Annotated in this window: 24 protein-coding genes; 13 read left to right on the top strand and 11 right to left on the bottom strand. The window is 62.9% G+C overall.

From position 1 onward, the window contains the following. Positions 1 to 91: 91 nt before the first annotated feature. A complete protein-coding gene (locus ACBR42_RS08760) occupies positions 92 to 2,716 on the top strand; it encodes a cation:proton antiporter (protein WP_110547227.1) in 2,625 nt (874 codons plus the stop codon). 313 nt (positions 2,717 to 3,029) lie between these two features. Here the strand turns inward: ACBR42_RS08760 and ACBR42_RS08755 are convergent, their stop codons facing one another. Next, the gene (locus ACBR42_RS08755) at positions 3,030 to 5,777 is read right to left on the bottom strand and encodes a DUF4175 domain-containing protein (protein WP_371207754.1); all 2,748 of its coding nucleotides are present in this window, start codon (positions 5,775 to 5,777) and stop codon (positions 3,030 to 3,032) included. Next, positions 5,774 to 7,144: a diaminopimelate decarboxylase gene (lysA, locus tag ACBR42_RS08750; RefSeq protein ID WP_371207753.1), complete on the bottom strand. Its 1,371-nt coding sequence runs from the start codon at positions 7,142 to 7,144 to the stop codon at positions 5,774 to 5,776. Before lysA ends, ACBR42_RS08755 begins: the two co-directional genes overlap by 4 nt. Positions 7,145 to 7,223: 79 nt before the next feature. Here lysA and ACBR42_RS08745 point away from each other — a divergent pair, with 79 nt between their 5' ends. After that, positions 7,224 to 7,622 (top strand): cytidine deaminase, encoded by a 399-nt coding sequence (locus tag ACBR42_RS08745; protein WP_282757627.1) that lies wholly within the window; start codon positions 7,224 to 7,226, stop codon positions 7,620 to 7,622. 10 nt (positions 7,623 to 7,632) lie between these two features. On the opposite strand, the gene ACBR42_RS08740 is transcribed toward ACBR42_RS08745, so the two are convergent. Continuing rightward, on the bottom strand, positions 7,633 to 7,803 hold the full coding sequence (locus tag ACBR42_RS08740) for a hypothetical protein (RefSeq protein ID WP_165927249.1): 171 nt from the start codon (positions 7,801 to 7,803) through the stop codon (positions 7,633 to 7,635). Next, entirely contained in the window at positions 7,800 to 9,227 is a 1,428-nt protein-coding gene (argH, locus tag ACBR42_RS08735; RefSeq protein WP_102324325.1) for an argininosuccinate lyase, read from the bottom strand. Before argH ends, ACBR42_RS08740 begins: the two co-directional genes overlap by 4 nt. Positions 9,228 to 9,458: 231 nt before the next feature. Between argH and ACBR42_RS08730 the strand changes: the two genes are divergently transcribed. The 9 genes from ACBR42_RS08730 to ACBR42_RS08690 all read left to right on the top strand — a co-directional run bounded on the left by ACBR42_RS08730 (position 9,459) and on the right by ACBR42_RS08690 (position 18,362). Further along, a complete protein-coding gene (locus ACBR42_RS08730) occupies positions 9,459 to 10,307 on the top strand; it encodes an N-formylglutamate amidohydrolase (protein WP_102324324.1) in 849 nt (282 codons plus the stop codon). A gap of 11 nt (positions 10,308 to 10,318) precedes the next feature. Beyond that, positions 10,319 to 11,185 carry a shikimate dehydrogenase gene (locus tag ACBR42_RS08725; RefSeq protein WP_371207752.1) on the top strand — a complete coding sequence of 289 codons (867 nt, stop codon included), beginning with the start codon at positions 10,319 to 10,321 and terminating at the stop codon, positions 11,183 to 11,185. Positions 11,186 to 11,196: 11 nt separating this feature from the next. Continuing rightward, positions 11,197 to 11,826: a dephospho-CoA kinase gene (gene coaE / locus ACBR42_RS08720; protein ID WP_371207751.1), complete on the top strand. Its 630-nt coding sequence runs from the start codon at positions 11,197 to 11,199 to the stop codon at positions 11,824 to 11,826. After that, positions 11,823 to 12,503: a DNA polymerase III subunit epsilon gene (gene dnaQ / locus ACBR42_RS08715; RefSeq protein ID WP_110547232.1), complete on the top strand. Its 681-nt coding sequence runs from the start codon at positions 11,823 to 11,825 to the stop codon at positions 12,501 to 12,503. The genes coaE and dnaQ overlap by 4 nt, the downstream gene beginning before the upstream one ends. A 94-nt stretch (positions 12,504 to 12,597) precedes the next feature. After that, a complete protein-coding gene (locus ACBR42_RS08710) occupies positions 12,598 to 14,940 on the top strand; it encodes an adenylate/guanylate cyclase domain-containing protein (protein ID WP_282757615.1) in 2,343 nt (780 codons plus the stop codon). Further along, positions 14,937 to 15,833 carry an ABC transporter permease gene (locus tag ACBR42_RS08705; protein WP_371207750.1) on the top strand — a complete coding sequence of 299 codons (897 nt, stop codon included), beginning with the start codon at positions 14,937 to 14,939 and terminating at the stop codon, positions 15,831 to 15,833. The genes ACBR42_RS08710 and ACBR42_RS08705 overlap by 4 nt, the downstream gene beginning before the upstream one ends. A gap of 2 nt (positions 15,834 to 15,835) precedes the next feature. Next, positions 15,836 to 16,531, top strand: coding sequence for an ABC transporter ATP-binding protein (locus tag ACBR42_RS08700; RefSeq protein WP_371207749.1), 696 nt, complete (start codon positions 15,836 to 15,838; stop codon positions 16,529 to 16,531). Next, on the top strand, positions 16,531 to 17,481 hold the full coding sequence (locus tag ACBR42_RS08695) for an MlaD family protein (RefSeq protein WP_110547234.1): 951 nt from the start codon (positions 16,531 to 16,533) through the stop codon (positions 17,479 to 17,481). The genes ACBR42_RS08700 and ACBR42_RS08695 overlap by 1 nt, the downstream gene beginning before the upstream one ends. 2 nt (positions 17,482 to 17,483) lie before the next feature. Beyond that, positions 17,484 to 18,362 (top strand): hypothetical protein, encoded by an 879-nt coding sequence (locus tag ACBR42_RS08690; protein WP_371207748.1) that lies wholly within the window; start codon positions 17,484 to 17,486, stop codon positions 18,360 to 18,362. Between the two features lie 151 nt (positions 18,363 to 18,513). Here the strand turns inward: ACBR42_RS08690 and ACBR42_RS08685 are convergent, their stop codons facing one another. From ACBR42_RS08685 to sucC, 7 genes are all read right to left on the bottom strand, one after another. Further along, entirely contained in the window at positions 18,514 to 19,983 is a 1,470-nt protein-coding gene (locus ACBR42_RS08685; protein WP_371207747.1) for a SulP family inorganic anion transporter, read from the bottom strand. Between the two features lie 30 nt (positions 19,984 to 20,013). Further along, the gene (locus ACBR42_RS08680; protein WP_371207746.1) at positions 20,014 to 20,541 is read right to left on the bottom strand and encodes a 6-pyruvoyl tetrahydropterin synthase family protein; all 528 of its coding nucleotides are present in this window, start codon (positions 20,539 to 20,541) and stop codon (positions 20,014 to 20,016) included. After that, positions 20,534 to 21,271, bottom strand: a complete 738-nt coding sequence (gene queC / locus ACBR42_RS08675) for a 7-cyano-7-deazaguanine synthase QueC (RefSeq protein WP_102324315.1) — start codon at positions 21,269 to 21,271, stop codon at positions 20,534 to 20,536. Before queC ends, ACBR42_RS08680 begins: the two co-directional genes overlap by 8 nt. A gap of 2 nt (positions 21,272 to 21,273) precedes the next feature. Further along, entirely contained in the window at positions 21,274 to 21,909 is a 636-nt protein-coding gene (gene queE / locus ACBR42_RS08670) for a 7-carboxy-7-deazaguanine synthase (RefSeq protein WP_132303445.1), read from the bottom strand. Between the two features lie 83 nt (positions 21,910 to 21,992). Continuing rightward, positions 21,993 to 23,012 carry a biotin synthase BioB gene (gene bioB / locus ACBR42_RS08665; protein ID WP_371207745.1) on the bottom strand — a complete coding sequence of 340 codons (1,020 nt, stop codon included), beginning with the start codon at positions 23,010 to 23,012 and terminating at the stop codon, positions 21,993 to 21,995. A gap of 111 nt (positions 23,013 to 23,123) precedes the next feature. Then, the gene (sucD, locus tag ACBR42_RS08660) at positions 23,124 to 23,996 is read right to left on the bottom strand and encodes a succinate--CoA ligase subunit alpha (protein ID WP_132303449.1); all 873 of its coding nucleotides are present in this window, start codon (positions 23,994 to 23,996) and stop codon (positions 23,124 to 23,126) included. Positions 23,997 to 24,000: 4 nt separating this feature from the next. Further along, on the bottom strand, positions 24,001 to 25,200 hold the full coding sequence (gene sucC / locus ACBR42_RS08655; protein ID WP_102324311.1) for an ADP-forming succinate--CoA ligase subunit beta: 1,200 nt from the start codon (positions 25,198 to 25,200) through the stop codon (positions 24,001 to 24,003). A gap of 179 nt (positions 25,201 to 25,379) precedes the next feature. Here sucC and ACBR42_RS08650 point away from each other — a divergent pair, with 179 nt between their 5' ends. Beyond that, positions 25,380 to 26,204 carry an acyl-ACP desaturase gene (locus ACBR42_RS08650; RefSeq protein ID WP_110547241.1) on the top strand — a complete coding sequence of 275 codons (825 nt, stop codon included), beginning with the start codon at positions 25,380 to 25,382 and terminating at the stop codon, positions 26,202 to 26,204. Positions 26,205 to 26,241: 37 nt separating this feature from the next. After that, positions 26,242 to 26,880, top strand: coding sequence for a Dabb family protein (locus tag ACBR42_RS08645; protein WP_371207743.1), 639 nt, complete (start codon positions 26,242 to 26,244; stop codon positions 26,878 to 26,880). The last annotated feature ends 30 nt before the right edge of the window (positions 26,881 to 26,910 follow it).

The raw sequence follows: 26,910 nt of genomic DNA, 5'->3' as shown, positions 1-26,910 counted from the left end.
CCGCTCTGTAACACAATGGACATAATCTGTTCATGGTCAGCCGGTAGGATAAGGCTATAATTATGATATGGCCGAAAGTTGAGGGTTTTGAATGGAGATAGCGGGTCTGGCAGCAATTCTGATGGCTATTGCCGTGCTGCTTGTTGTGGTCAGCGCGGTCCAGCCGCTTGCCCGCCGTCTGGAACTGTCGGAAACCGTTCTGCTTGCCATAGTGGGCATCGTGATCGGTGGCGCGGCCGATCTGGTGCTGCGCAATACCCATCTGGAAATTTTCAGCGGGGCTGCGGAAACGCTTCTGGATTTTCCGCTTAACAGCGAAGCCTTCCTGCTGATCTTCCTGCCCATACTGGTGTTTCAGGGCGCGCTGGGCATTGATGTGCGCAGGCTTGCGCATGAAACCGCGACCGTCCTGCTTCTGGCCGTTGTGGCCGTTGCCGTCTCCACCGCCACCATCGGGTTCGCGCTCTATCCCTTTGCGGGTGTGCCGCTGGCGGTGTGCCTGCTGCTGGGCTCGATCGTAGCGACGACGGACCCATCCGCCGTGGCGGGGATATTCAAGGAAATCGGGGCCGCCAGCCGCCTGACCCGCCTTGTGGAGGGGGAGGCGCTGCTGAATGATGCCGCCGCGATTTCCATTTTCACCATCCTGCTTGGCTCCATCACCTCGCATCACAAGATCATGCTGGGTGGCGCGGTGCTGGAGTTCCTTGTCTCCTTCATCGGCGCCCTGATTATCGGTATCGTATTCGGGCGGCTCACGCTCATGATGATCCCCGCACTGGGTGCAGCCCCGGCGGCAGAGGTGACGCTGACCGTGGCGCTGCCTTACCTGTCTTACATCGTGTGTGATGAATTCCTCGGTTTTTCAGGCGTGGTGGCGACGGCGGCTTCGGGCCTGACCATTTCCATTTACGGTCCGTCCACCTTCCGGCCCCAGACATGGCGGTTCCTTAACGAACTATGGCAGCAGCTTGTCTTCTGGGCGGGATCGCTGGTGTTTGTGCTGGCATCCATGCTGGTGCCCCGCCTGCTGGTGGGCATGACGCGGTGGGACTGCGTGCTGATCCTGCTGGCCGCCGGCGCAGGGCTGCTGGCCCGTGGGGCCGTGGTGTTCGGCATGTTGCCCATCCTTGCCGCCACCAAGCTGTCACCGCCCGTGCCGACACCGTTCAAGGTAACGATGGTATGGGGTGGACTGCGTGGGGCCATTACGCTGGCGCTGGCGCTGGCCGTGACGGAAAACGAGCATGTCTCCAGCAGCATCGCGCATTTTATCGGTATCATCGCAACGGGCTTCGTGCTGATTACGCTGTTCGTGAACGGGCTGTCGCTGCGGTATCTGGTGCTGTTCCTCAAACTGGACCAGCTACCTGCCATCGATCAGGCGTTACGGCACCAGATCCTTGCCATCGGGCTCGGAGAAGTGCGCGACCAGACGCGTGAGGTCGCGGGTGAACTGGGCTTCTCCCCTACCGTAACCGGCACGGTGGTGGATGTGCTTGATCGCCGCGTCCATGCGGAAGAACAGGCCAACACATTCGATACCGCGCTGGGTGACCGGCAGCGCGTGACGCTGGCCCTGATCGTCATCGCCAACCGGGAGCGTTCCATCCTGCTGGACCTGTTCCGCATACAGGGCCTGTCGCGGCGGGTGATGGAAACGCTGCTGCGCTCCGCCGAGGCGATGGTCGATGGCGCGCGTCTCGAAGGGCGGTTCGGCTATGTACGCGCGTTGCGGCGCAGGTTGCGGCCATCGCTGCGCTTCCGCATCGCGCAGATGATCCATCACCGTTTCAATTTCGATACGCCGCTCATGTACTGCATGACGGAACGCTTCGAGATGCTGATGATCGCCTATTTCGTATCCCTGTCGCTGACACGTTTCATGCGCCAGCGCATGGAGCCGACACTGGGCCACCGTATCAGCGAGATCGTGGGCGAAGTGCTGGACCGGCAGTGCAAACTGCTAGATGAAGCGCTCCAGACCCTGCGCCTGCATTATCATGGATATTCCGAGGCACTGGAAAACCGGATGCTGCGCCAGATCGCCCTGCGTCTGGAAGAGGAAAAATACGATACGCTGATGTCCGAATCGCTGCTGAGCGAAGAACTGCACCGCGAGCTGCACCGCGATGTCGGCCATCGGCGCGAGCAGCTTGATTTCAGGCTGAAATTCAACATCCGTGCCGGTATTGAAAGCCGTATCCGCAACTTCCCCCTGTTTGAAGGGGTCGCCGATGGCGTGCTGCATGACATCGCCATGAAAATGTCCCTCCACTTCACGTCCCCCGGTGAACGGCTGTACCGGCAGGGGCAGAGCGTGCGCACGGTCTATTTCATCAGTGCCGGACTGGCGGAAACCCATTTCCCCAAACATGATGTGCGCTTCGGCGCAGGCGCGGTGCTGGGTGCGGAAGAAGCGCTTCGTGGCGGGCGCGTGGCCGCAACCTGCCGGTCGTTGCAGTTTGGTCACTTCATGACCATGAGCGCCCGGGATTTCTGCAAGCTGGTTGCTGATTATCCGCGTATCGGGGAAAACCTTGAACGGATCGTGCAGGCCTGTGCCAAGGGTGAACTGCCCGATGCGGCCCTGCTGCCGCAGGATGGGGAGGCGGAAGACGTTGCCACGCCTTCATACGACGCCATCGCCCTGGCCACGGCACCGGTCAACCGGGCGATCCCCGTCAAGCAGGATAGTCAGGCGACCGATGCCTGACATTCATCCCGCGTAATAGACGCCTGCTGAAAGCCTGGAGCTAAGCGCGGGTGTGTTCGATCCGGCGCGGCGGGAAAAGAGAGCCTTGATAAAAAACACGACAGTTTTTTGGGCGCCGCCTTTTTTTAAAAAGGCGGCGTTTTTCGAAGCTTTTTGAAAAAAGCTTCACCCAAAAACTTCCTGATGCATTCCAGACAGATCTCTGCACGTGCGAGATAGATGAAACCCCGGTGAAGGAAACGGTATGCAGGCGCCTGTGTTCCGGATCGCTACCGCCGGGGCTTCCGGTGTGAAAGCAGAGGGCTACGGACCTTCAGAAGGCCCGTAGCAGACGATCAAGATATTCCAGTTCTTCTGGCGGGCGGGTGCGATCGGAATCGCGGCGGCGCAGTTCCTGTTCAATCTCGCGCGCCCGTTCGCGGCTGGCGTTGTCGGGCACATGGGTTTCGTTATCCATGCCCATGTGGGAATCGCCCGTCTTGCGGCCCAGGGGATCACGGTCATTCTTGTCCGTGGCCTGCTGGTCGTCATCATCCTCATCGTCCTGATCGCTGGGATGGATGCCACCGCTGCCCTTGCCGCCTTTGCCATTTCCGCCTGATGCCATGGGCAGGAAAACGGTCATGCCGCTGCGCGCGCTCTGGTTGCGCATGGACTGGCGCATCTGCTGGTCGCCCTGCTGCAGATCGGCCAGCACTTTTTTCTCCGCCCCCGCCGCGTCGGTGTCCTTGCCTGCGCCAAGGGCGGCGCGGACGGCTTTCATATCCGTCTGTGCCCTGTCCAGCGCAGGCGTGTCCTTGCCGCCTGCCTGTTTGAACTCATTGCGCAGTTCATGCAGGGCACGGGCAAGGGCATGCTGCACGGCCCGGTCGGCATGCTGCTGTATGGTGCGGGCTTCAGGGGACATGCTTTCCGGTGGTGGCGTCGTGGTGGGGGCCGGGGCGGGCGAAGGCGCGGCATCGGGGGGCGTAATGCCCAACTGGCGCAGCAGGTCGGCCGTGGAAAGGGTGGACAGGTCGGAGCCATCCTCGTCCATGTCGGTCTGGCGGCGGGCGGCATTGCGTTCCTGTTCGCGCTGTTCCTGATCAATGCGTGACTGTGCGTGATCGAGCAACTGGGACTGGCGCGTGGTCAGATCGCGCAGGTCACGGCGCAGTTCGCGCGCCTGCTGGCGGGCCTGCATCTGCTGGGCAAGCTGGGCCATGTCCTGCGGGGTGGCGTTACGCATGCCTTCGGCCATGTCCTCCATCTGCTGGAGTTTCTGCATCGCGTCCGCATCGCGGCCATTGGCCGCGTCATCCTGCAACTGCTGCATCATGCGGCCAAGGTTCTGTTCACCCCGCATTGTCATTTCCGGGATGGCGGGCATGGCCGAATGTTCCCGCATCGCCTGTTGCGCCAGTGCCTGCATCTTGCGCGAAAGGGCATCCTTGAGGGCCTGCATGCGGTGCTGGAGTTCCGCCTGCTGGTCCGCGCCCTGACCGGCGGCCCCCATCTGGCGCATATGTTCAAGCTGTTCGCGCACGGCCTCCTGCGCCGCCTGTACGCCGAAATCGGCCTGTTCGTTATTTATGTCGTGGCGCTTATGCTCGATATCGAGTGCAAGAAACCACAGTCGTCCGGTTGCCTGCGCAAGGGCGTATTCATCGCTTACGTCCTCGCTATCCAGCACGGCTGCCGTACTGGTCAGGGCCAGCATGAAGCCGGCCTGATGCGTCAGCACGGTGTCGGTCTGTCCCAGCGCCAGCAGTTCCCGGCTGCCCTGTGCGCGGTTTTCCCGGTGCAGGGCCATGCGCTTGCGGATATCAAGTATCGCCTTGGCCACCGGATTGGTGAATGAACGTGCCCCGATGCGCATGCGGATGGGGGTGGATGTCGCGGTCACATTGCTGCTGCTGGTGGCCACCAGCCGGGCTGTCACCTCTTCTCCTGCCCACGGATTTTCGGACAGGTCAGGTGTCGCCACATCATCCGCCACGCGCGGATGACCATTGAGCGGGATCGGCACGGAGGTAATGAGCTGTCCGCTATCAGGCGCAATCAGTTCCGCATGCAGGCTGGCGACGCCGTAGGGCTGCGATACATGATAGGGCAGGCGGGTCCGCCATTCGCCCTCATGACTGCCCGGGTCTTTGCCCCACGCGATTTCAGGCGCGGGGTTGGGCGTTACCTTCAGGTTCCATTGCGCCAGCGTGCGCCCACGGCCGCGCAGGGTCAGCGTACCGCTGGCCAACAGGGGCGATTCGGTATTCCAGCTTGCCTGTCCCAGCGCATGGAAGGTATGCGCGCCCATGACCGGTTGCCGACCGTCGCGCCGCACCCGCAGGACGGGCCTGCCGTGCAGCCCGTTCAGCGTTACGGTCAGTTGCGCGCCTGCTGGCACGGTTGCGTCCGTATGGGCGGCGTCAAGAAAGACCGGTGCGCCGGGGGCGTAAGCTGGCATGGTGATCCATGCATTGACCTGTGGCGCGGGGGTGTCCGCATCATCCACGCCGGGCACGAAGGCTGCCATGATCCGGCTGGGAGCATGACCACCCGTCCATAACAGACCACCTGCCAGCAGGGCGGCAAGAAGGGGTGTAGCCTGCCACCCGCCGGTTGTGCGCAGGTTCGGGTGCGGCCAGCCGCCACGCAGTCGCCCCAGTGATGCGGCGGTGCGCTGCAGATGCACCTGCCACAGATAGGCGATCTGTGGCGTGGTCGCGTTGGCAGGATGGTCCTGCAATGTGCTGAGTTGCTGGCCGGACAGGCCCGATGCACGTTCCACCCGCCGGTCGGTTTCGTGTGCGGTAGGGGGGCGGATACGCTGCCACTGCCGCCACGTCGCATAGGCCGTGCCGCCAAGGATCGCTGCCAGAACAAGACCGTGCAGCCCATCGGGCATGGACTGGGGCAGGCGCGTAAGTCCCAGCGCCGCAACACCCATGACAGCATTGGCGGCAGGCAGCATGAGCGGCCACAGCCGCTCCACCCACAGGGCACGCCGGGCCTGCTGGCGCGCATGGGCCAGACGTCGCGGCAGGGTGCCGCCGGGCTGGGTGCTGTCCTGCCCCGCTGTCATAGGCCTCCGCCAGCGGGGAGGAGCGCGGTATCCACCCATTCGGGAATGCGGTCGGCACCCCACAGTTCTTCCGTCTGCTGACGGTCGCGGATGACGGACCAGCGGTTGCCATCCACCATGACCTGTGCCGCCAGCGGGCGGGCGTTATAGGTTGAACTCATGACCATGCCATAGGCGCCGCAGTCCAGCAGCGCGAGCCGCGAACCGGCCTCCATATGTGGCAGGCTGCGGTCATGGCCAAAGGTATCGCCACTTTCGCATACCGGTCCCACCACATGCACCTGTTCGACCGGTGCGAAGGCTTCCGTGGGTGAAAGCGGCAGGATTCCGTGCCACGCATCGTACAGGCTGGGGCGCATGAGGTCGTTCATCGCCGCGTCCAGCACAAGGAAGGGGGGCATGCCGTCATAGCCGGATTTGCGCAGGATGACGGTGCTGAGCAGCACCCCGGCAGGTCCGGCCAGCCAGCGGCCCGGTTCAATGGCAAGGCGCGTGCCCAGATCGCCAAGTTCGGCATGGATCGCGCTGGCAAGGGCTTCGGGCGCGCCCTCGCTTTCATCGCGGTAGGAAATGCCAAGCCCGCCACCGCAGTCCAGCACGTCAACCGCAAGACCGCGCGCGCGGATGGTGCGCACCAGTTCCGCAAGCTTCGCGTAGGCGGTGCGGTAAGGCTGCATACGGGTGATCTGGCTGCCGATATGCATGGCAAGCCCTACGGCGCGGATGCCGGGCAGGCCTGCCGCATGGGCGTAAAGGTCCGCCGCGCGGTTGTAGGGAATGCCGAATTTGTTGGTGGCAAGGCCCGTGGTGATCTTGGCATGGGTACCGGCATCCACATCGGGGTTGATGCGCAGGGCAACCGGCGCATCCAGTCCTTCATCCACGGCAACGGCGGAAAGAAGATCGAGTTCCTCCGCACTTTCCACATTGATCTGGGCAATGCCCGCGCGCAGGGCCAGCCGCATTTCATCAGCCGTCTTGCCAACGCCTGAAAAGACGATCCGGCATGCGGGGATGCCCGCCGCCATGGCCCGGCGCAGTTCGCCACCGCTGACCACATCCGCCCCGGCCCCTTCGGCGGCCAGTACGCGCAGTACGGCCAGATGATCGTTGGCCTTGACGGCGAAATGGATCGAGACAGGGGTGTCCGTTCCCTCGAACGCCGTGGCCAGCCGCCGGTAGCGTGCGCGCAGCGTGCCCGCGCTCATGACCCAGGTGGGTGTGCCCAGCGCATCCGCAATGGCATTAAGGGGCACGTCTTCCAGCACAAGCCCGTCCACGGCATGCATGGACAGCGCCGGACGGACGGCCAGAAGATCGGAAACGGAGGGGTCCTGTCCGGGACAGGTGAGGGGAGCATCAGCCATGATGGCCGCTACGATACCGCCTTGCTCCGCCGCTTCCAAGGTGCTTGACGCATGAAAGGATGGGAAGCACAAATCAGTCATGGAAAATGACCCTCTTGTGCAGGCGGCGGCGGAGGTAAGGCTGCGGGCCTACGCCCCGTATTCACGCTTTCAGGTTGGCGCGGCGGTCGAGACAGCCGATGGCAGGATGTTCGCCGGGTGCAACGTGGAAAATGCGGCCTACCCGGAAGGGACCTGTGCCGAGGCAGGCGCCATCGCGGCCATGGCAGCGGCGGGCGCGCGTGAAATCCGGCGCGTGGTGGTGTGTGGCGGACTGGATACGCCCTGCACGCCGTGCGGTGGATGTCGGCAGAAGATCAGGGAATTCGCAGCCCCCGATACCACGGTCACCATGGTATCGCCGCAGGGAGGCGTGCTGCTGGTGCGCACGCTGGCGGACCTGCTGCCCGACAGTTTCGGGCCGGGCAGCCTGTCCTGACCGCGTGGTATCAGCGGTCGGGGCTGGGATAGCTCCTGTAATACCCATCTGAACGCGCGGGCTGATGGGGCGCGCCGATGCGCCCGCAGGCGTCAAGCGTTGTGGCCATGGCCGCCAGCACGCCCACCATCAGCATGATTCCGGCGATCCGCCCGCGCAGGATGGCAAGAAGGTGCATCATTCTGCCCCCAGCGTTTCCAGCCAGCGTGCGGACTGGGCGCGGACGTTATCTGCCGCCGTGCCGCCATGGCTGGTGCGTGACGCGATGGAGGAATCGACATCCAGCACCGAAAAGATATCTTCGGTAATGCCGGGTTCTTCCGCCTTCATTTCCTCCAGCGTCAGGTCGGCAAGACCCACGCCCTTCGCTTCCGCCTTGCCAACAAGCCGTCCGGTCACGTGATGGGCGGTGCGGAACGGCACCCGGAGCACACGCACCAGCCAGTCGGCCAGATCGGTTGCGGTCGAGAATCCCGACCCCGCATAGGCCCGCATCTGCTCCGCATTGACGCTGAGGTCACGGATCATGCCGTCCATCGCAGCAAGGCTGAGTGCCGCGGCATCCGTCGCGGCGAATACGGGTTCCTTGTCTTCCTGCATGTCCTTGGCATAAGCCAGCGGCAGACCCTTCATGACCGTCAGCAGCCCGACAAGCGCGCCGGTAATGCGCCCACCCTTGGCGCGGACCAGTTCAGCCGCGTCGGGGTTGCGCTTCTGCGGCATGATGGACGAACCCGTGGTGAAGGCGTCCGACAGACGGATGAAGGAGAAGGGGGCGGAACACCAGATCACGATCTCCTCCGCCAGACGGGACAGATGTACCGCCATGATCGACAGGGCGGAGAGGTATTCCAGCGCGAAATCACGGTCGGATACGGCATCGAGCGAGTTGGCTGTCGGGCGGTCGAAACCAAGGGCGCTGGCCGTCATTTCCCGGTCGATGGGGAAGGACGTCCCCGCCAGGGCTGCGGACCCCAGTGGCGATTCATTCAGCCTGCGTCGGGCATCCAGCAGCCGCCCCCGGTCGCGCGCCAGCATTTCCACATAGGCCATAAGGTGATGGCCGAAGGTCACGGGCTGGGCGGTCTGCAGGTGGGTGAAGCCGGGCATGGGGGTGGCTGCATGTTCGGCTGCGCGCCGCGCCAGTGCGCGCATGAGGGATGCGGCCTGCTGGTCAAGACCATCAATGGCGTCGCGTACCCACAGGCGGAAATCGGTCGCCACCTGATCGTTGCGTGACCGCGCGGTATGCAGGCGCTTGCCAGCCTCGCCAATCCGGTCGGACAGGCGGGCTTCGATATTCATGTGAATATCTTCCAGCGCCGTGCTGAATTCGAACGTGCCCGCCGCGATCTCGCGCCCGATTTCATCCAGCCCTTCGGTAATGGCGCGGGCATCGGCGTCGGAAATGATGCCGGTTCTGGCCAGCATGGCGGCATGGGCCTTGGAACCCGCGATATCCTGCCGCCATAATGCCTGGTCAAAGCCGATCGAGGCATTGATGTCCTGCATGATCGCGGCCGGCCCCCCGGCGAAGCGCCCGCCCCACTGCGCGTTTGCTTTCTGCGCGTCCTGATCCGTCAGCTTTTTCGCGTTCCCCGGCATCCTGTGTTCCAGCTACCCCAAGTGTGATGAAGGATTATATATGGCATCATGCCATGGCAGCCGCACCCTACCGGTGTGATGCGTCCGACACAATCTTTGCTGTGGCCCGCTGCTCAGGTGCATCCGTCCTGTCATGCAGGGGGAGGGTTGCGGCGTGGGGTCTTTTACTCATGCCGTGGGGACTGTAGGGTCATGTTTCAACCCGCCCATGGCATAGGACGCCCCGCCACAATGCAGCATGCAGCCCCTGCGCAAGAGCCGTCACGTCTGCTGACGCAGGATGATCCGGCACCCGTCATCCAGTTCGGCACCTCGGCCATCGGGGCGCAGGCGCTCCCTCCCGGTCTGCCTTTCGTGCTGGTCAGCGACCATGCCGGTCGCGCCATTCCCGCCACGCTGGGCAATATGGGCGTAAGCGACCGGGACCGGGATCGTCATATCGCCTGTGATATCGGCATGGCCGAAACCGGGCGGCTGCTGGCGCAGGAACTGGACTGTGTCCTGATCGAACAGGCGTATTCACGCCTTGTCATCGACTGTAACCGTGCGCCGGGACATCCGACATCCATCGTGCGGCATAGTGATGGCACGGTCGTGCCCGGCAATGCCGACATTACCGCCCATGAGGAAGGCCGCAGGGTAGAGGAGATATTCCTGCCCTATCACCAGCGGATCGGGGCCGAACTTTCCGCCCGTCTGGATGCGGGCCTGCCCGTGGTGCTGATTTCCCTGCACAGTTTTACCGACCGCATGAACGGGCAGGCGAGGCCATGGCATACGGGGGTGCTGCACAACCGCAACCCGGCCTTCGGGCTGCGGGTGCGCGACCTGCTGCGTGCGGAAGAGGGACTGGTTGTGGGAAGCAACGAACCCTATGCCCTGACGGATGTGAGCGATTATACCGTGCCGGTCCATGCCGAAGGGCGCGGTCTGCCCTATCTGGAAATCGAGATCCGGCAGGACCTGATTTCCGGGCCGGAGGGACAGGCGGAATGGGCGGCGCGGCTTGCGCGTATCCTGCCGCAGGCATGGCAGGAGTTCAGCGGTCAGGCCGTGGGCGCGCGTAAACAGACAGCCTGATGGAAAAGATAATGGAACAGAGGCCGCGTATCGACGGGCATACCCTTCTGGCCGGGGTGATCGGCTGGCCGGTGGCGCATTCGCGTTCGCCGCTCATGCATAATTTCTGGCTGGAAAAAAGTGGCGTCAACGGGGTGTATGTGCCCCTGCCGGTGGCGCCGGGGCAGTTTGAGACCGCCGTGCATGGCCTGCGGGCGGCCGGTTTCCGGGGCGTGAACGTGACCATCCCGCATAAGGAGGCGGCCTACCGGATCGTGGACCGGCTGGACCGTTCGGCTGAACGCTCCGGTTCGGTCAATACGCTGGTCTTCGCCGAAAACGGGACGATTGAAGGATATTCCACCGATGGTGACGGTTTCGTCGCCAATGTCGAGGCGCATGGCATTGAAGTCGCGGGCGGCCGTGCCCTGCTGCTGGGGGCTGGCGGCGCGGCACGCGCCATTGCCGCAAGCCTGCTGGACCGGGGGGTGAAGGTCATTGTCGCCAACCGCACCCGTGCGCGTGCGCAGGCGCTTGCGGCCTCCCTTGACGGGATAGAGGTGATTGACTGGGAACAGGCCGGGCAGGCCCTTCCGTCATGCACACTTCTGGTCAATACGACCTCCATCGGCATGGAAGGGGTGGACAGCGGGGCTTTCCCGTTCAGCCTGGAACAGGCCAGCCCTGATCTTGTGGTATGTGACATTGTCTATGTGCCACGACAGACGGCCCTGCTGGAACAGGCTGCCGCACGGGGGCTGCGCACGGTTGATGGGCTGGGTATGCTGATCCAGCAGGCCGGGGAAGGCTTTCGCAAATGGTTCGGCGCGGTGCCCGACATGGGACCGGAGGTCGAAGCCCTGCTGGATGCCGACCTGCGGCGTGCCCGCGCGGGCTGATCGGACGGGCAATGCGCGTACTCGGGCTTACCGGCGGGATCGGTATGGGCAAGTCCACGACCGCCGCCATGCTGGAACGGGCGGGCGTGCGGCTGTTCGATGCCGATGCCGTGGTCCGCGCCCTTCAGGCCCCGCATGGGCGTGCGCTGCCTGACATTGAAAATCTGGTGCCCGGTTCCGTGCGGGACAATGTGCTGGACCGGGGGGTATTGCGACGCGCGGCCCTGTCTGATCCGGCTGTCATGCGCGGGCTGGAGAAAATCATCCATCCCATGGTCAGTGCGGCGCGGCGGCAGTTCCTGCAACGCGCCCGGCGTGATGGATGCCGCTGGGTGGTGCTGGACATTCCGCTGCTGTTTGAAACCGGGGCGGAGCGGTTGTGTGACCGTGTCGCGGTCGTCAGTGCGCCTGCACCAGTGCAGCGCGCGCGCGTGCTGCGCCGTGGGCGGATGACACCGGCCCAGATCGATGCGGTGCTGGCGCGGCAGATGCCCGACCGGCTGCGACGGCGTAAGGCGGATGTGATTATTGAAACCGGCCTGTCACGTTTCAATACGGTGCGACAGGTCCGGCGGCTGTTGCGCGCCATGCGTGAAGATACGCCCATCGCATGGGCGCAGGCCAGAAGGAAGTCAGCATGAAGCGTTCCATCCTGTTCGATACGGAAACCACCGGGCTTGATCCGCTCAAGGGTGACCGCGTGATTGAAATCGCGGCGCTGGAACTGATGGGCGACCTGCCCACCGGCAACAACTTCCATGTGCTGATCGATCCCGAACGGGACGTGCCCGAGGAAGCATCCCGCGTGCATGGCTTCACCCGTGCCGACCTTGAGGGAAAGCCCAAATTTGCCGAGATTGCAAAAGGGTTTCTGGATTTCGTCGGCGATGATGCCCTGATCGCGCATAACGCACGCTTCGACTTCGGCTTCCTTAATGCGGAGCTTGGGCGGGCCGGGCTGCCGGAACTCGACATGGGGCGTATGGTCGATACGCTGGACATGGCGCGCGAACGCTTTCCCGGCATGCCCAACAGCCTCGATGCCCTGTGCCGCCGCTTTTCCATCGACCTGTCCGAACGTACGACCCATAACGCCCTGCTGGACTGTCGGCTTCTGGCCGCCGTCTATCTGGAGCTGACCGGTGGCAGGCAGCGCGGGCTGGGGCTGGCGGTGGAAGAAGGCAGTGGCGGCATCGCCACCTATACCTATGCGCGTCCCGCAGGCCACCAGCCGGTGCGTGTCCAGCCGACGGAAGCGGAAATCGAGGCCCATCAGGCATTTGTGAAGCGATTATCCGATCCGCTGTGGCTGGCATGAGGATACGGCATGTAACAAAGGGTTGGTCAGCCAGCCCGTCTGGGTTAGGGTCGGGACGTTAATCGTACCGGATGTCTTGAACAGGAAGAGAGCATTGTCCACGGACGAGATTGTCGATCCCACGATCGCCCCTTCCGATCAGTTCAGGCGCTTCCTGCTCCATATCGGTATTCCGGTGGCCGGCGTCGTTTCGGTCATCGCCGTTATTGCTGGCGTAGGGTGGCATTCCTACCGCACGGTGCGCACCGGCGCCCTTGCGCTTACGCATGACCTGCTGGTCAGCCAGCAGGACTATATCGCCAAGGAAGTCAGTTCCTTCCTCATGCCCGCTTCGGCGGGGGCGATCGTGGCGCGGGACATGCTTGAACACGGCGCACCCGCGGTCGAACAGAAGATATTCAATGCCTACAGCAGCACCATGCTGCGCAACGTACCACAGATCCAGTCTTTCTATCTGGCCGACAGTGATGGCAATTTCAGTGAACTGGAGCGTGGGCCGGACGGGCAGGGTGTAGCCATCACAACCCTGCAGAACCCCGGAACGGACAACTCGGTCTTCGCGCATGAACAGCGTGACGCGCAGGGCAAGACCGTCCGGCAATGGCAGACCCCGTCGAAACAGTATGATCCGCGCGGGCACGGATGGTTCACCGATACGATCAAGGCGGGACGCGAATACTGGACCCACCCTTACCTTGTGGAAATGACCCGGGAACTGACGCTGACGGCGGCGGTCCCGTACAAGGGGCTGGATAACAAGACCTATGTCTATGCCATCAACCTCTCGCTCGACCATCTGAACAGCTTCCTCAATTCGCTCAAGATCGGTCAGAGCGGCAACGCCATCCTGATGGATCATGACGGGCATGTTCTGGCCGGACACGCCATGAAGGAAACGCTGGCCAGAGCCAATGGCGACCCGCTGAAGATGGTGCTCGATCCCAGCCAGTTCCCGGTCATGAGCAAGGCATTCGACCAGTACCGGGTTCATGGTTATGGCGCGCGCACCGTCCGCGTGAAGAACCGGAACTATGTCACCATCACGGCCAACCTGCCGGTGGGGACGGATAGCTGGGTGCTGCTGCTGGTTGCGCCGGAAGATGATTTTTCGCGCTTCGCCATGGCGGACGGGCGGCAGAACCTGCTGTTCTCCATCCTCGTGGTGCTGATGGCGTCGGGGCTGGGTTTCCTGCTGTTCCTTCAGGCCCGCAGGGGCGAGCGCATGCACCGTCAGATCGAGCAGGCGCATGCCGTGGCCAACTATGAAAGCCATGCCCTGCAATCTGTTGCGGCCTATCCCGAACTGTTCAATCCCGAAGACAATGCCCTGATCCTGACCGAGGCGCTGGCCGATCAGTCGCTGGCCCGGCGTGCTGCCATATGGCGTATCCTGCATGACGGGCACACCCTGATGTGCATCGATTCCTACGACCGGCAGCAGGACGTGCATTCCGGTGGCTTTGAAATGGCCACCACGGATCTCAAGAGCTTCTTTGATTCCGTATCCCACGGGGATGCGCTGGTCATAGCCAGCGCAGCGGATGATGACCGTACGTCCGCCTTCTACCGGGTCTATATGCGCGCCTTCGGCAGCAGGGCGCTGTTCTGCAATCCCATTCTGGGTAGCAGCGGGCCTGTAGGCGTCATCACGCTGGAAGATGCGCCCCGGGCGGAAATGGTCTCCCACTTCGTGGACATGATCGCCGGTGTGGCTGCCGCCCGTTTTTCCGCGCAGCATTACACGGCCGTGGCTGCGGCAAGGGAAGAACTGGAGTCCGAACCCACGGCGGAAGAAGAACCACGCGACCCCAGCCAGGGTTTCCTTCTGCAACCCGCCGCCATGACGGCGGAAGGTCAGCCGTCCACGACGGACATGACCAAGGTGGACGGATTCTATCCCGCCGTGGCCATCATGGTCATCAGCCTGTCGGACATCGTGATGACGGCGCAGGACGATCCGACCGCGAATATCAAGCTGATCGATACCATGGCGGGGATATTGCAGGATATCGCCCATCAGTGCGGGCTGTATTCCATCCGTATGCTGGGGCATCGCGTGGTCTGCGTTGCGGGCTGTTCGCGTGTGCCGGACAAGGGGGCCGCGTATCGCATGGCCAACGCCGCGCTCATGATGCGTGAAAGCACGCTGTCCATGCTGGCGAAGGAAGACATGGACCCGGTTTTCCGTATCGGCATTGACGTCGGGCCGGTATTTGGCGGCATGCTGGGCAAGGAACCGCAGGCATTCAACCTGTGGGGCGACGCCATGGGCATGGCCGAGATGATGGCGCAGGGCGCGCCGGATGTGGGCACCATTCAGGTATCGGAAGAAGTGTATGTCGCCCTGCGGCAGAATTTCCTGTTCCGTGAGCGTGGACGCTTCTTTATCCCCGGTGTCGGTCTGACCCGTACCTATGTGCTGGCCGGACGGCGATGACGGATATTCCCACCTCAGGGCAGGCCAGCATGCCCCAGGGCGGGCAGCCACCCGGCATGGGACCGTCGGAGCCTGATAAGGCGGGCCGCGTCATGCTGGTGTTGCGGCGTTTTGCGCCGTGGCTTGCCAGTATCGGACGCCTGACGCGCCATCAGGTCCGTTTCACGCTACTGCTGATCGGGGCGGGTTGGGGCACGCTGCGCGAAAGCCTGCGGCCCAATTCATGGCGCAGGCCGGTTATCTATGAATTCCGGGCGACCCTGCGGCAGGTCGTCGGCGGCGGTTTCCTCAGCATTGTGGTCACGGCCACGCTGACCGGCCTCATGGTCGTGTCGCAGGCTGCATACTGGCTGGGCTATGCCGGCATGGCGCAGATGACCGGGTCCATCCTTGTTTCCGTTCTGGTGCGCGAAATCTCGCCCATCCTTGTGGGGATCATCCTTATGGGGCGTAGTGGCATGCTGTGCCTGACGGAAATCGGGATGCTGGTGCTGGGTGGCGAAGTGCGCGGCCTGCAGGCGCGGGGGATCGATCCGTTTCTGGCGCTGGTCATGCCGCGCACCTTTGCCTTCACGGTCGGGGGCTTCACGCTGGGGATGATCTTCTCGGTCGTGTCGCTGCTCATGGGGTTCATGGTGGCGCATGCGAGCGGGGCCATCACATCCTCGGTCTGGACGTTCTTTTTCAACGTTCTCGGGGCCATGACCACGTGGGATTACCTGATCATTCCGCTTAAATTCGTGCTGGTCGGCTTCTTCGTCGGGCTGGGCGCGTGCATTTCAGGGCTGACCGTCAGCAGCAATGACACCATGGCCAGCATCATGCCGCGTGGTTTTGCGCGCGGGATCATGCTGGTGCTGGTGGTCAATATCCTCTTCATGCTGGATTTCTGACCATGACAGCCAATGCACCCCTGCTGGAACTGCGCGACGTTGTGCCCACCTTCGAGGAGAGCGGGCTTATGCCCGCACCTTACAACCTGCGCATCATGCCCGGCGAATGCGTGGTCATCGACTGCCGTGATGAAAACCGCGCCGCCGTATTCGCGGATCTGTGCACGGGCATGATTTCACTCAGCCAGGGTAACATCCGGTTCATGGGGCTGGACTGGACCACGTTACGCGACAGGCAGCTTAATGCATTGCGGGGCCGCATTGGCCGTATTTCACGCAGTGGAAGCTGGCTGAACCTGTTCGGCACGCATCTCAACATCATGCTGCCGCACCTGTACCATACCAACGACCCGCTGGATAACGTGGTTGAACATGCCACCGAACTGGGCCGCAGGTTCGGTTTTCCCGGCCTGCCGATCACGGCGCCGGACCGGCTTTCGGCAGCGGATCAGGCGCGGGCGGCATGTGTGCGGGCATTCCTCGGCCGGCCCGACCTGCTGGTGCTGGAAGACATATCCGACGTGCTGCCTGAAGAAAATGTGCTGCCGTTTTTTGAAATGATGACCGCAGCACGCGACCGGGGGTGTGGCGTGCTATGGTTTGTCCGCTCCGCGGTCGCGTGGCGTGAGTATCGCAAGGCGGTCAATCTCCACATGCGCCTTCTCGATGAAGGTCTTTTTCCCATGCGGGTGATGTAATGGTCCAGAAACAACAGTCAGACGGAATCCGGCAGCTTGTGCGTGTCCGTTACGCCGATGAATGGGTGGGTATTCTTGTCCTGCTGTCGCTTGTCATCCTGTTCGGCGCGGTGATTGAAGCCGGTGTGCTCCATGACTGGCTGCGACCTGCGGGCAGGCTGCGGATCGTGCTGCCTGAAAATGGCGTAAGCGGCCTTGCCGTGGGCGATGATCTGGAGGTGATGGGCATTCACGCGGGCACAGTGCGTCGCGTGCGCATCAATCCGTCGGGCGGCATGTATGCGATTGCGGAGATCGATCCCGATATCGAACCCTATATCCGTCATGACAGTTCGGCCATCATCCGCAAGCGTTTTGTCGTGGCCGGCGCGACCTATATCGACATCTCGCGCGGGGCGGGTGAAAAGCTGGACTGGAGCTACGCGGTGCTGAGCGCCACGAACGCCCCCAACCCGGCGGATACCATTACCCAGACCTTCAGCGATATCCGTGACCGCGTCATTCCTGTTCTGGATAATGCCCAGCACATGATGGCGACGCTGGACGCCACCATTACGGACATGCATGCGGGCAAGGGCTCCATCGGGCGGCTTATGACCAATGATGACCTGATCCGTCAGGCCGAGCAGATGATCACCACGCTCGATGCCACGGTCAGCCAGCTTGCGCCGATTGAAAAGCAGCTTGCAGGCGTCATGGACAAGGCCAGTGCCAGCATGACCAACGTGCAGAAGGCGACGGGCGACCTGAGCAACGCAACACCCGCCATCACCCATAACCTGCAGGATGCCAGTCAGCAGCTTCCGGTGCTCCTGGTGCAGGCGCAGTCCACCGCTGCCAGCCTGCAGAAGCTGGTCGACCAGATGCGGGGGCTGTGGATACTGGGTGGTAATGGAAACAAGGCGAAGCATGGCCATGCCCGCCTGCCAGCGCAGAAGGTGCAGCCGTGATCATGAAAAAAGACTATGTGGCACTGGGTCTGATGCTTGCGCTGGCCGGATGTGGCGGGGGTGAAAAAGCGGCATCCCCTACCGACAGCACCCTGTCGCAGGACATGGAGACGGCCCGTGACGCCGTAAGTCTGGAACGTCTTTCGGTAGCCGAACAGCAGTATCGCGCGGCAGGTGAGCGTGCGATCGCGCGTGATGATGTCACGGCCATAGGCGATTCAGGCTATAATCTTGCGACGGTCGAACTGGACGAAAACAGGCCGCAGGATGCTCTGGCCACCATCACGGCTACCCGTTCTGCGCTGCAGGTGCGCGGGCAGGCCGGGGATGATGCCGGACTGGATCTGGTGCAGGCCGGGGCGCTGTACCGTCTTGGCCGCAATGCGGAAGCGGCATCCGCCGCAGCACGCGCGGCAGCGGCGCAGGATGTGGATATTGCGGAAAAAGGCCAGTTCATCCGTGGGCTGATCGCAGATGATGGGGGCGATCAGGCCACGCTGGCATCGGTTGCGGCCTATTTTGCAACGCTGACGGGCAAGGTGCCCGCAGGCTGGAGTGCGGATGCCATGGAAATGGCCGCCCGCAACCTGCTTGCCACGGGTGGTAGTGCCCGGACAGCATGGCAGGATGCGTTGCAGGCCGCGACAATCCGCCAGCAACAGGTGGATTACCGCGATATGGCGCGTGCACTGGGTGTCGCCGCAGCGGCTGCCAGCAAGGCAGGTGATGCGCAGGCCGCCGCGCAGCTTTACACCCGCGCCAGCCAGAGCGCAGGGCAGGCAGGTGACAAGGTTGCGGCTGAACGCTGGGCACGGCAGGCCGGATCATCGGCGGCGGTTGACCCGTTCGTGCTGCCCGCGGCTCCAGCCCGCAAGAAATAGGCCGGTCTGAAAACGGCTTGTCCAATGGGAAAGGGCCTGTCCAGCTTATAGCCGGACAGGCCCTTTTTCCATCAGTCGGTCAATGGGCAGCCATTGAAGGCCGCCCGACAAACATTTGATAAATCGCACAGAAGCCTTTTGGTAAGGCGTCTTATACCTCATCACGCGGCAGCAGCGTGGTATGGCGTGCCACCAGCGTGGCGCTGGCGCTGTTCAGTCCGTCAAGCTCCACAAGCATGCCCCGGGCCTTCATCTTGCCCACCAGTTCTTCCAGCGCGCCCACGGCGGTCATGTCCCATAGATGGGCATGGGTCAGGTCGATGATGACCTTGCTGGAGGTCGTGTCGTGCAGGTCGAAAGCATCTGTAAAACCATCGGTGGAGGCAAAGAATATCTGCCCTTTCACCACATAGGTACGCGTGGTCCCATCGCCGGAAATCGTGCTGCTGACGTCAAGCATGCTGGAAACCTGAAACGCAAAGAACAGGCCGTTCAGCAGGACACCCACCGCCACGCCAGCCGCAAGGTCATGCGTGCCGACCACGACAGCGACCGTTGCCAGCATGATGACGCTGGTGGTGCGTGGATGATGCGCCAGATCGCGCAGGGACGACCAGGAGAATGTGCTGGCGGACACCATGATCATGATCGCGACCAGTGCCGTGACCGGCACCTGCGCCACCCACGGGCGCAGCACGACCATCAGCAACAGCAGGAATGCCCCCGCCACGAAGGTGGATAACCGCCCCCGGCCACCGTAACGCAGGTTGCCTACCGTCTGGCCGATCATGCCGCAGCCGGCGATGCCACCAAACAGCCCGACCGCGATATTGGCCAGACCCAGACCCGTGCATTCCTGCCGCTTGCTGCTGGTGGTTTCGGTCAGGTCGTCAACCACGCGCGCGGTCATCATGGATTCGAGCATGCCCACCGCAGCCATGGCCAGCGCATAGGGTGCAATGATTTCAAGCGTATCGAGCGACATCGGCACGTCAGGCCAGACAAGATGCGGCAGGCTGTCCGGCAGGCGACCAAGATCGGCCACGGTATGCAGTGGCATGGGATAGATGATGGAAATGACCGTCAGCACCACAATGCAGATCAGCGGCGACGGGATGGCGGAGAAGACACGCGGCACGGAATAGATGATGGCAAGTCCCAGCGCGATCATGGCGTAGCTGTGCCATGTCACATGCAGCATGTGGGGAACCTGCGCGGAAAAGATCAGGATGGCCAGTGCATTGACAAAGCCCGTCCGCACCGGACGTGAGACATAGCGCATGAGAACATGCAGCCTGAGCACGCCGAACGTAACCTGTAGAAGCCCGCACAACAGTGTCGCGGCCAGCAGGTACTGCACGCCGTGCCCGCGCACCAGTGCTGCGGCCACAAGGGCGACTGATCCGGCCGCACCGGAAATCATGCCCGGCCTGCCCCCCGTCAGGGCAATGACGACGCTGATTACGAAAGAAGCATACAGCCCGACCGCAGGGTCCACGCCCGCAACAAATGAAAATGCGATGACTTCGGGTATCAGCGCGAACGTGCCGACCATTCCGGCCAGCGTATCGCGCGTGATGTTGCCGAACCATTCCTCACGGTAACGGGCAAGAGCGGACATAAATAAAGCAGTGCCTTTCAGGAAAGGGGATCAGGTATCGGCAATGGTCATGTCCGCACGTCGCCACCAGCATTTCGGGGCGGGGCGCGGCTGCGGCAGCACCGCAAACGGATTGCCGGTGTACCGGACTGTGTTGGTGGGTGTTTCCTCGATCTCGATGCTGGCGCAGGTCAGCAGGCCGCCATCATCGGTAAGGAAAGCATTCAGCTTGGCCATCAGCAGGCAGGCCAGCAGTTCCGTCGTCGGGTCGCCCGGTGTTACCAGTATGCGCCGCGCGCGCTGTGGTTCGTTCCTGCCGAACCAGTCCAGCAGGGGATCATGTTCGGACAGTTGCAGCGCGTGATCGACCTGTTCATCGATGAAGCGGTGCCATCTTTCCTTTGCGCGCTGGAACGGCAGGACCATATTGGTGTGGCCGTCCAGTACGCCGGGATTCGTGGCGCGCAGGCTGACGCGGACGTATTCGTTATGACCATGCGGCAGGGCACAGCGTTCGCTCTCCCCCGCCAGCAACCGGTGCGCCATGGAAAAGCGCCGGGTAAAGACCAGTTCAAACATGGGGATGTTGTGCCACGAACCGTTCCCATCCCGCCTTGCGCAACTGGCAGGCCGGGCATGTTCCGCACCCATGTCCCCACGCGTGCAGCGTGCCGCGCGTGCCAAGGTAACAGCTATGGCTTTCATGGTTGATCAGGCGGACCAGCGCGTTGCCCCCAAGCTGAAGGGCAAGATCCCATGTCTCGGCCTTGTCGATCCACATGAGCGGGGTATGGATTATGTAATGGCTGTCCATGCCCAGATTGAGCGTGACCTGAAGCGACTTCATCGTATCGTCCCGGCAGTCCGGGTAGCCGGAATAATCCGTCTCGCACACGCCGGTCACGATATGGCGGATATTGCGCCGTGCCGCGAGTGCCGCGGCAAAGGTCAAGAAAATGATGTTGCGTCCCGGCACGAAGGTGTTGGGCAGGCCGCCTTCGGTCAGGGCGATCTCCGCCTCCCGCGTCAGGGCGGTGTCCGATACGGTGCCAAGGGCGGCAAGGTCAAGCGTGTGATCCGCGCCCAGGCGTGCGGCCCAGTCCGGATTTTCGATCGCCATGCCATCGCGCAGCGCGGTGCGGCATTCCAGTTCGACCGCGTGGCGCTGGCCATAATCGAACCCCAGCGTTTCCACCCGGCCAAAACGCGAAAGCGCCCATGCAAGACATGTGGCCGAATCCTGACCACCGGAGAACAGGACCAGTGCGGCTTCGTTTTCAGGGCGGGAGGGGGGAGGGGGAACGCTCATGCTCAGGGTATCCCGATCAGCTTGTGGGTCTGCAATGACAGACGCCATTGCGGATGATGCATGCAGTAGTCAACCGCGGCGGCGGTATTGCGGTTGCGTTCGGCGTTATCCATCGGCTGTAGCCAGAACTGACGGAAGTTCAGATCCGCCACCTGCTCCGGTAGCAGGTCAGGCTGCGGATAGACCAGTTTCAGCTCATCGCCGCTTTTCTGCACCAGTGGCGCGCCCGCCTTCGGGCTGACACAGACCCAGTCGATGCCGGTGGGCGCGGGCAGGGTGCCGTTGGTTTCCACCGCGATTTCAAAACCACGGGCATGCATGGCGGCAATCAGCGCATCATCAAGCTGAAGCAGCGGTTCACCGCCGGTAAAGACGACAAAGGCCGGTCCGGTATCCGGCACGGGCCAGGCCCGGCTGATTGCATCCGCAAGCTGTGCCGCGTCCGCAAAACGACCGCCATTGACGCCATCGGTGCCGATGAAATCGGTATCGCAGAACCGGCAGGTCGCCTGCGCCCGGTCGCGTTCCAGACCGGACCACAGGTTACATCCCGCAAAGCGGCAGAATACCGCCGTGCGGCCCGCCTGCGCCCCTTCACCCTGAAGGGTAGGGAAGATTTCCTTTACGGTGTAGGACATATTCCAGATTTCGTATTACGCGCGGCCAGCAGGGGACCAGCACGGGAAATGTCCCAGCCGGTCCCGCGCCCGGCTGCGTCGGGTTAGCCGTGTTGATCGGATTTATGCATGCCCAGCCGGTCAAGCAACTGCCGGTCGCGCGTGGCGGCGGGATTTGGCGTCGTCAGCAGCCGCTCGCCATAGAAAATGGAGTTGGCGCCCGCAAGGAAGCACAGTGTCTGCGCTTCGTCCGTCATGTCCTCACGCCCGGCGGCCAGTCGTACCCGGCTGGCGGGCATGGTGATGCGGGCGGCGGCGATGGTGCGCACGAATTCAATCGGGTCCACCGTTTCATCGGTGTTTTTGGCCAGTGGCGTGCCTTCCACCCGGACCAGCATGTTGATGGGCACGCTTTCGGGGTGACGGGGCAGGCTGGCAAGGGCTGCGATCATGCCCGCGCGGTCCGTGGTGTCTTCCCCCATGCCAACAATACCGCCACAGCAGACATTGATACCGGCATCACGCACGTTTTCCAGCGTATCGAGACGATCCTGAAACGTGCGGGTGGAGATGATGTCGCCATAATATTCAGGCGAGGTATCGATGTTGTGGTTGTAGTAGTCCAGCCCCGCGGATTTCAGCCTGTGCGCCTGCCTGTTGTCGAGCATGCCCAGCGTCACGCAGCTTTCCAGCCCCAGTTCCTTGACCCCTTCCACCATGGCGCACACGGTTTCCAGGTCATGTTCCTTCGGGCTGCGCCATGCGGCCCCCATGCAGAAGCGCGCGGCCCCGGCAGCCTTGGCGGCGCGGGCTTCCTTCAGCACTTCCTCCACGGCCATGAGGCGGCTGGCCTTGACGCCGCCGTCCTCGTGCATCGCACTCTGCGGGCAGTAGGCGCAGTCTTCCGGGCAGCCACCCGTCTTGATCGACAGCAGGGTGGAAATCTGCATTTCCGTGGGATCGAACCGCGCGCGGTGGACCGTCTGCGCCCGATAGATCAGGTCGGGGAAGGGCAGGGCCATAAGGGCCGCGACTTCATCGCGCGTCCAGTCCGTCCTTACCGGGGGCAGGCTGGTGGCGCTGGCATGCGCGTGAAGGGTGTCCGGGCTGCTCCCGTCGGGCATCGGTCGGGTATCCTCTGGCGGTCAGGGGGTGGAAAACCGTTCTGGCTGTGCCATACAAAACCGGCAATGACCACACTTTTATCGTTATGGGGTCATTGCCGGAAGAAGGGATCAGCCCAGAACGCGCGCCAGTGTCGTGCCCAGTTCCGCCGGGCTGGGGGCGACATGGATACCGGCTTCACGCAGGGCTTCGATCTTCGCGCTGGCGGTCTCGTGGCCACCGGTAATCACGGCCCCCGCATGGCCCATGCGCCGGCCCGGAGGGGCGGTGGCGCCCGCGATGAAGCCCACGACCGGCTTGCGCGTGCCGCTGGCGCGGATCAGTTCGGCGCCTTCGATCTCGGACGTGCCGCCGATTTCGCCAATCATGACGATGGAATGCGTGTCCGGGTCCGCGATCATGCGTTCCAGTACATCGGTGAAGTCCATGCCCTTGACCGGATCGCCGCCAATGCCGACACAGGTGCTCTGCCCCTGCCCGATGGCGGAAGTCTGGGCCACGGCCTCATATGTCAGGGTGCCGGAGCGCGAGACGATGCCCACATGGCCACGGCGATGGATCGGGCCGGGCATGATGCCGATCTTGCATTCATCAGGCGTGATGATGCCGGGGCAGTTCGGGCCGATCAGCAGGCTGTCGGAACATTCCAGGGCTGCGCGCACGCGCACCATGTCCTGCACCGGGATGCCTTCGGTGATGCACACGATCAGGGGGATGCCAGCGGCGATCGCCTCCAGAATGGCGTCGGCTGCACCGGCGGGCGGCACGTAGATGACGGAGGCATCGGCCCCCGTGGCTTCACGCGCCTGGCTTACGGTATCAAATACCGGCAGGCCGAGGTGAAGGCTGTCCCCCTTGCCCGGCGTCACGCCGCCAACCATGCGGGTGCCGTAGGCGATGGCCTGTTCGGTATGGAAGGTGCCCTGCGCGCCGGTAAAGCCCTGCGTAATCACCTTGGTGGAACTGTTGACAAGAATGGACATTCACTCAGGCTCCGGCATTACGGACGGCGGATACGATCTTGCGCGCGGCATCGCCCAGATCGTCAGCGGGGATGATGGTCAGGCCGGATTCAGCCAGCAGCGCCTTGCCGCGTTCGACATTCGTGCCTGCCAGACGCACGACCAGCGGTACATTCAGGCCGGTTTCGTGCGATGCGGCGATGATGGCTTCCGCAATCACGTCGCAGCGCATGATGCCGCCGAAGATGTTGACAAGGATGCCGCGTACCTTGGGGTCGGCGATCAGGATGCGGAAGGCCGCTGCAACGCGTTCCTTCGACGCACCGCCACCGACATCAAGGAAGTTGGCCGGTTCCTCGCCTTCCATCTTGATGATGTCCATCGTCGCCATGGCAAGGCCCGCGCCATTGACCATGCAGCCGATATTGCCGTCCAGACCGACATAGGCCAGCCCGTATTCGGCGGCTTCGCGTTCGCGGGGGTCTTCCTCGTTCTCGTCACGCAGTTCGGCCAGGGCGGGATGGCGGAACAGGGCATTGTCATCGAATGACATCTTCGCGTCCAGCGCCAGCAGGTCGCCCGCGCCGGTCACGACCAGCGGGTTGATTTCCACGATCGCGGCGTCAAGTCCGGTAAAGGCGGTATAGGCCGCACGCACCACGTTCTGGAAGGCGCGGATTTCACGGCCCTTCAGGCCAAGGCGCACGGCAAGGTCACGCGACTGGTAATCGCACAGGCCCTTTGCCGGGTCGATGCTTTCCTTGAAGATGCGCTCGGGCGTGTTCGCCGCAACTTCCTCGATTTCCATGCCGCCGTCAGGCGAGGCCACGATGACCAGCCGACCGGTCGAGCGGTCCACCAGCATGGAAAAATACAGTTCGCGCGCGATGTCGCAGCCGGATTCGACATACAGCGTGCGCACCAGACGGCCCGCAGGCCCGGTCTGGCGCGTAACCAGCACCGAACCCAGCATGGCTTCGGCCGCATCCGCAACGTCTTCGATGCTGCGGGCCAGACGTACGCCGCCCTTGCCTTCGGGCCTGTCGGCAAAATGTCCGGCACCCCGGCCGCCGGCGTGGATCTGTGCCTTGACCACGGTAACAGCAGCATCCAGCGCGCGGGCGGCGGCGATGGCTTCATCCGTGGTGGTGGCAGCACGTCCTTCAGGCACGGGCATGCCGTAGGAGCGCAGCAGCGCCTTTGCCTGATATTCGTGAATGTTCATATGCGACCCAATCTGTCTTTCTTATTAGCGGTGTCGGGCAACGCCCCTAGCACGATATGCGCCTGCTATGACAGGGGGCAGGCGCGGGATTGGCGTAAAGATGAAACATGTGTCATGTCCTTCCCGGCAGGGGCGTGCGTTATGCGCCATGGTGGAGAAGAGACAGAAGACAGGTTGCGATGAAACACTGGCGCATTGAACAGATGAACTGGGACCGTTTCGACCCGCAGCGGGTGGACCCCGATATTGTCCCGTTGATCAAGGCCGCATCGGTTGTCGAGCGTAATGGTCTTGACTACGCCCAATACCTGAAGAACGTCTTTGCCGATGATCCCGATTTCAGCCAGGCGGCGGATAACTGGGCGCAGGAAGAAGTACAGCACGGCGATGCCCTGGGGCGGTGGGCCATGATGGCCGATCCGTCATGGGATTACATGGCGGCGTTCGAGCGGTACCGGCAGTCCTACCGGCTGGATCTGGACGTGGATGCGTCCATCAGGGGGTCGCGGACGGGGGAACTGATCGCGCGCTGCATGGTGGAAACGGGTACGTCGTCTTTTTATACCGCGCTGGCCGATGCGACGGAGGAACCGCTGCTCAAGGCAATCTGCAAGCAGATCGCGGCGGATGAATACCGGCATTTCAAGCTGTTCTATGATCATATGCACCGCTACCTGCAGCGCGAGCATCTGGGCGTATGGCAGCGCACGCGCATTGCGCTGGGCCGGGTTACGGAAAGCGAGGACGACGAACTGGCCTCCGCCTTCCACACCACCAACGAACCGCCCGGCATGCCCTATGACCACAAACGCTGCATCGCGGCCTACATGTCGCGCGCATTGCGGTTCTATCAGCCGCGCCACGCGGTGCGGGTGACGGGGATGATCCTCAAGACGATCGGGTGGGCGCCCCATGGTCGGCTGCATGCGCTGATCGCCAGGGTGGTGTATCACCTGCTGCGCATGCGCCAGCGCAAATTCGCGCGCCTTATGGCCACGGCATGATGGTCGCCACCCCAATACAGGAATAAAGACAGGCAGGATGAAGCTTCAGTTTACAAATACCGTTGGTGCCACCCTTTTCGCAGCAGGCTGTTTTTCATTCGCCGGGCCGCTTCATGCGGATACAGTCCCGGCTTCCGCCCCGGCCGCGGGGGCAACGGGTAACGTGGCAGCGGAGCAGATCAGCGACGCCACGCGTGCGGAACGGCTCATGGCATCCCAGATCGGGCTGCGTGTCTTTACGTCTGCAGGCTTCCATCCCGGCACGGTGCGTCATATCGTCCTGTTCCGTTTCCTGCCCACCATTACCGACGCGCAGCGGGCGGAAGTGGTGCGGCGGTTCATGGCGCTGGGTCAGATCTCGCGGCGGGAGGATGGCTCCCCCGTTGTCGCGGCAATCGAAACCGGCGCGCAGATCAGCGGGGAAGGGGTGGATGAGGGACTGCAGCAGGCATTCCTTGTCACCTTCCGTTCCGAAGGGGACCGCAACTACTATGTTGGCCGCCCGGTGGTGACCGATCCTGCCTATTTCGACCCGGCGCATGAGGCATTCAAGAAATTCGCAGCGCCGTATGTCATCGCGACTGTCGTGTTTGACTACGCCATTCCCCCCAAATCCGTCCCGCGCAAGGCGCCGGTTCGTACGGGACGTGTGCAGGTTCCCCAACTGCAGGGCTGACAGGCCGCGCATCCCCTTCAAGGAGTTGAG

This window comes from Komagataeibacter sp. SM21 (genome assembly GCF_041402665.1).
In the GTDB taxonomy this organism is placed as follows: Bacteria; Pseudomonadota; Alphaproteobacteria; order Acetobacterales; family Acetobacteraceae; genus Komagataeibacter; species Komagataeibacter saccharivorans.
This window is presented reverse-complemented; position numbering and strand designations above follow the sequence as displayed.

What these genes read in the sequence shown, in the direction of transcription:
- ACBR42_RS08760 (WP_110547227.1), top strand. Translation starts at nt 92, where the DNA reads ATGGAGATAGCGGGTCTGGCAGCAATTCTGATGGCTATTGCCGTGCTG.
- ACBR42_RS08755 (WP_371207754.1), bottom strand. Translation starts at nt 5,777, where the DNA reads ATGACAGCGGGGCAGGACAGCACCCAGCCCGGCGGCACCCTGCCGCGA.
- lysA (WP_371207753.1), bottom strand. Translation starts at nt 7,144, where the DNA reads ATGGCTGATGCTCCCCTCACCTGTCCCGGACAGGACCCCTCCGTTTCC.
- ACBR42_RS08745 (WP_282757627.1), top strand. Translation starts at nt 7,224, where the DNA reads ATGGAAAATGACCCTCTTGTGCAGGCGGCGGCGGAGGTAAGGCTGCGG.
- ACBR42_RS08740 (WP_165927249.1), bottom strand. Translation starts at nt 7,803, where the DNA reads ATGATGCACCTTCTTGCCATCCTGCGCGGGCGGATCGCCGGAATCATG.
- argH (WP_102324325.1), bottom strand. Translation starts at nt 9,227, where the DNA reads ATGCCGGGGAACGCGAAAAAGCTGACGGATCAGGACGCGCAGAAAGCA.
- ACBR42_RS08730 (WP_102324324.1), top strand. Translation starts at nt 9,459, where the DNA reads ATGCAGCATGCAGCCCCTGCGCAAGAGCCGTCACGTCTGCTGACGCAG.
- ACBR42_RS08725 (WP_371207752.1), top strand. Translation starts at nt 10,319, where the DNA reads ATGGAACAGAGGCCGCGTATCGACGGGCATACCCTTCTGGCCGGGGTG.
- coaE (WP_371207751.1), top strand. Translation starts at nt 11,197, where the DNA reads ATGCGCGTACTCGGGCTTACCGGCGGGATCGGTATGGGCAAGTCCACG.
- dnaQ (WP_110547232.1), top strand. Translation starts at nt 11,823, where the DNA reads ATGAAGCGTTCCATCCTGTTCGATACGGAAACCACCGGGCTTGATCCG.
- ACBR42_RS08705 (WP_371207750.1), top strand. Translation starts at nt 14,937, where the DNA reads ATGACGGATATTCCCACCTCAGGGCAGGCCAGCATGCCCCAGGGCGGG.
- ACBR42_RS08700 (WP_371207749.1), top strand. Translation starts at nt 15,836, where the DNA reads ATGACAGCCAATGCACCCCTGCTGGAACTGCGCGACGTTGTGCCCACC.
- ACBR42_RS08695 (WP_110547234.1), top strand. Translation starts at nt 16,531, where the DNA reads ATGGTCCAGAAACAACAGTCAGACGGAATCCGGCAGCTTGTGCGTGTC.
- ACBR42_RS08690 (WP_371207748.1), top strand. Translation starts at nt 17,484, where the DNA reads ATGAAAAAAGACTATGTGGCACTGGGTCTGATGCTTGCGCTGGCCGGA.
- ACBR42_RS08685 (WP_371207747.1), bottom strand. Translation starts at nt 19,983, where the DNA reads ATGTCCGCTCTTGCCCGTTACCGTGAGGAATGGTTCGGCAACATCACG.
- ACBR42_RS08680 (WP_371207746.1), bottom strand. Translation starts at nt 20,541, where the DNA reads ATGTTTGAACTGGTCTTTACCCGGCGCTTTTCCATGGCGCACCGGTTG.
- queC (WP_102324315.1), bottom strand. Translation starts at nt 21,271, where the DNA reads ATGAGCGTTCCCCCTCCCCCCTCCCGCCCTGAAAACGAAGCCGCACTG.
- queE (WP_132303445.1), bottom strand. Translation starts at nt 21,909, where the DNA reads ATGTCCTACACCGTAAAGGAAATCTTCCCTACCCTTCAGGGTGAAGGG.
- bioB (WP_371207745.1), bottom strand. Translation starts at nt 23,012, where the DNA reads ATGCCCGACGGGAGCAGCCCGGACACCCTTCACGCGCATGCCAGCGCC.
- sucD (WP_132303449.1), bottom strand. Translation starts at nt 23,996, where the DNA reads ATGTCCATTCTTGTCAACAGTTCCACCAAGGTGATTACGCAGGGCTTT.
- sucC (WP_102324311.1), bottom strand. Translation starts at nt 25,200, where the DNA reads ATGAACATTCACGAATATCAGGCAAAGGCGCTGCTGCGCTCCTACGGC.
- ACBR42_RS08650 (WP_110547241.1), top strand. Translation starts at nt 25,380, where the DNA reads ATGAAACACTGGCGCATTGAACAGATGAACTGGGACCGTTTCGACCCG.
- ACBR42_RS08645 (WP_371207743.1), top strand. Translation starts at nt 26,242, where the DNA reads ATGAAGCTTCAGTTTACAAATACCGTTGGTGCCACCCTTTTCGCAGCA.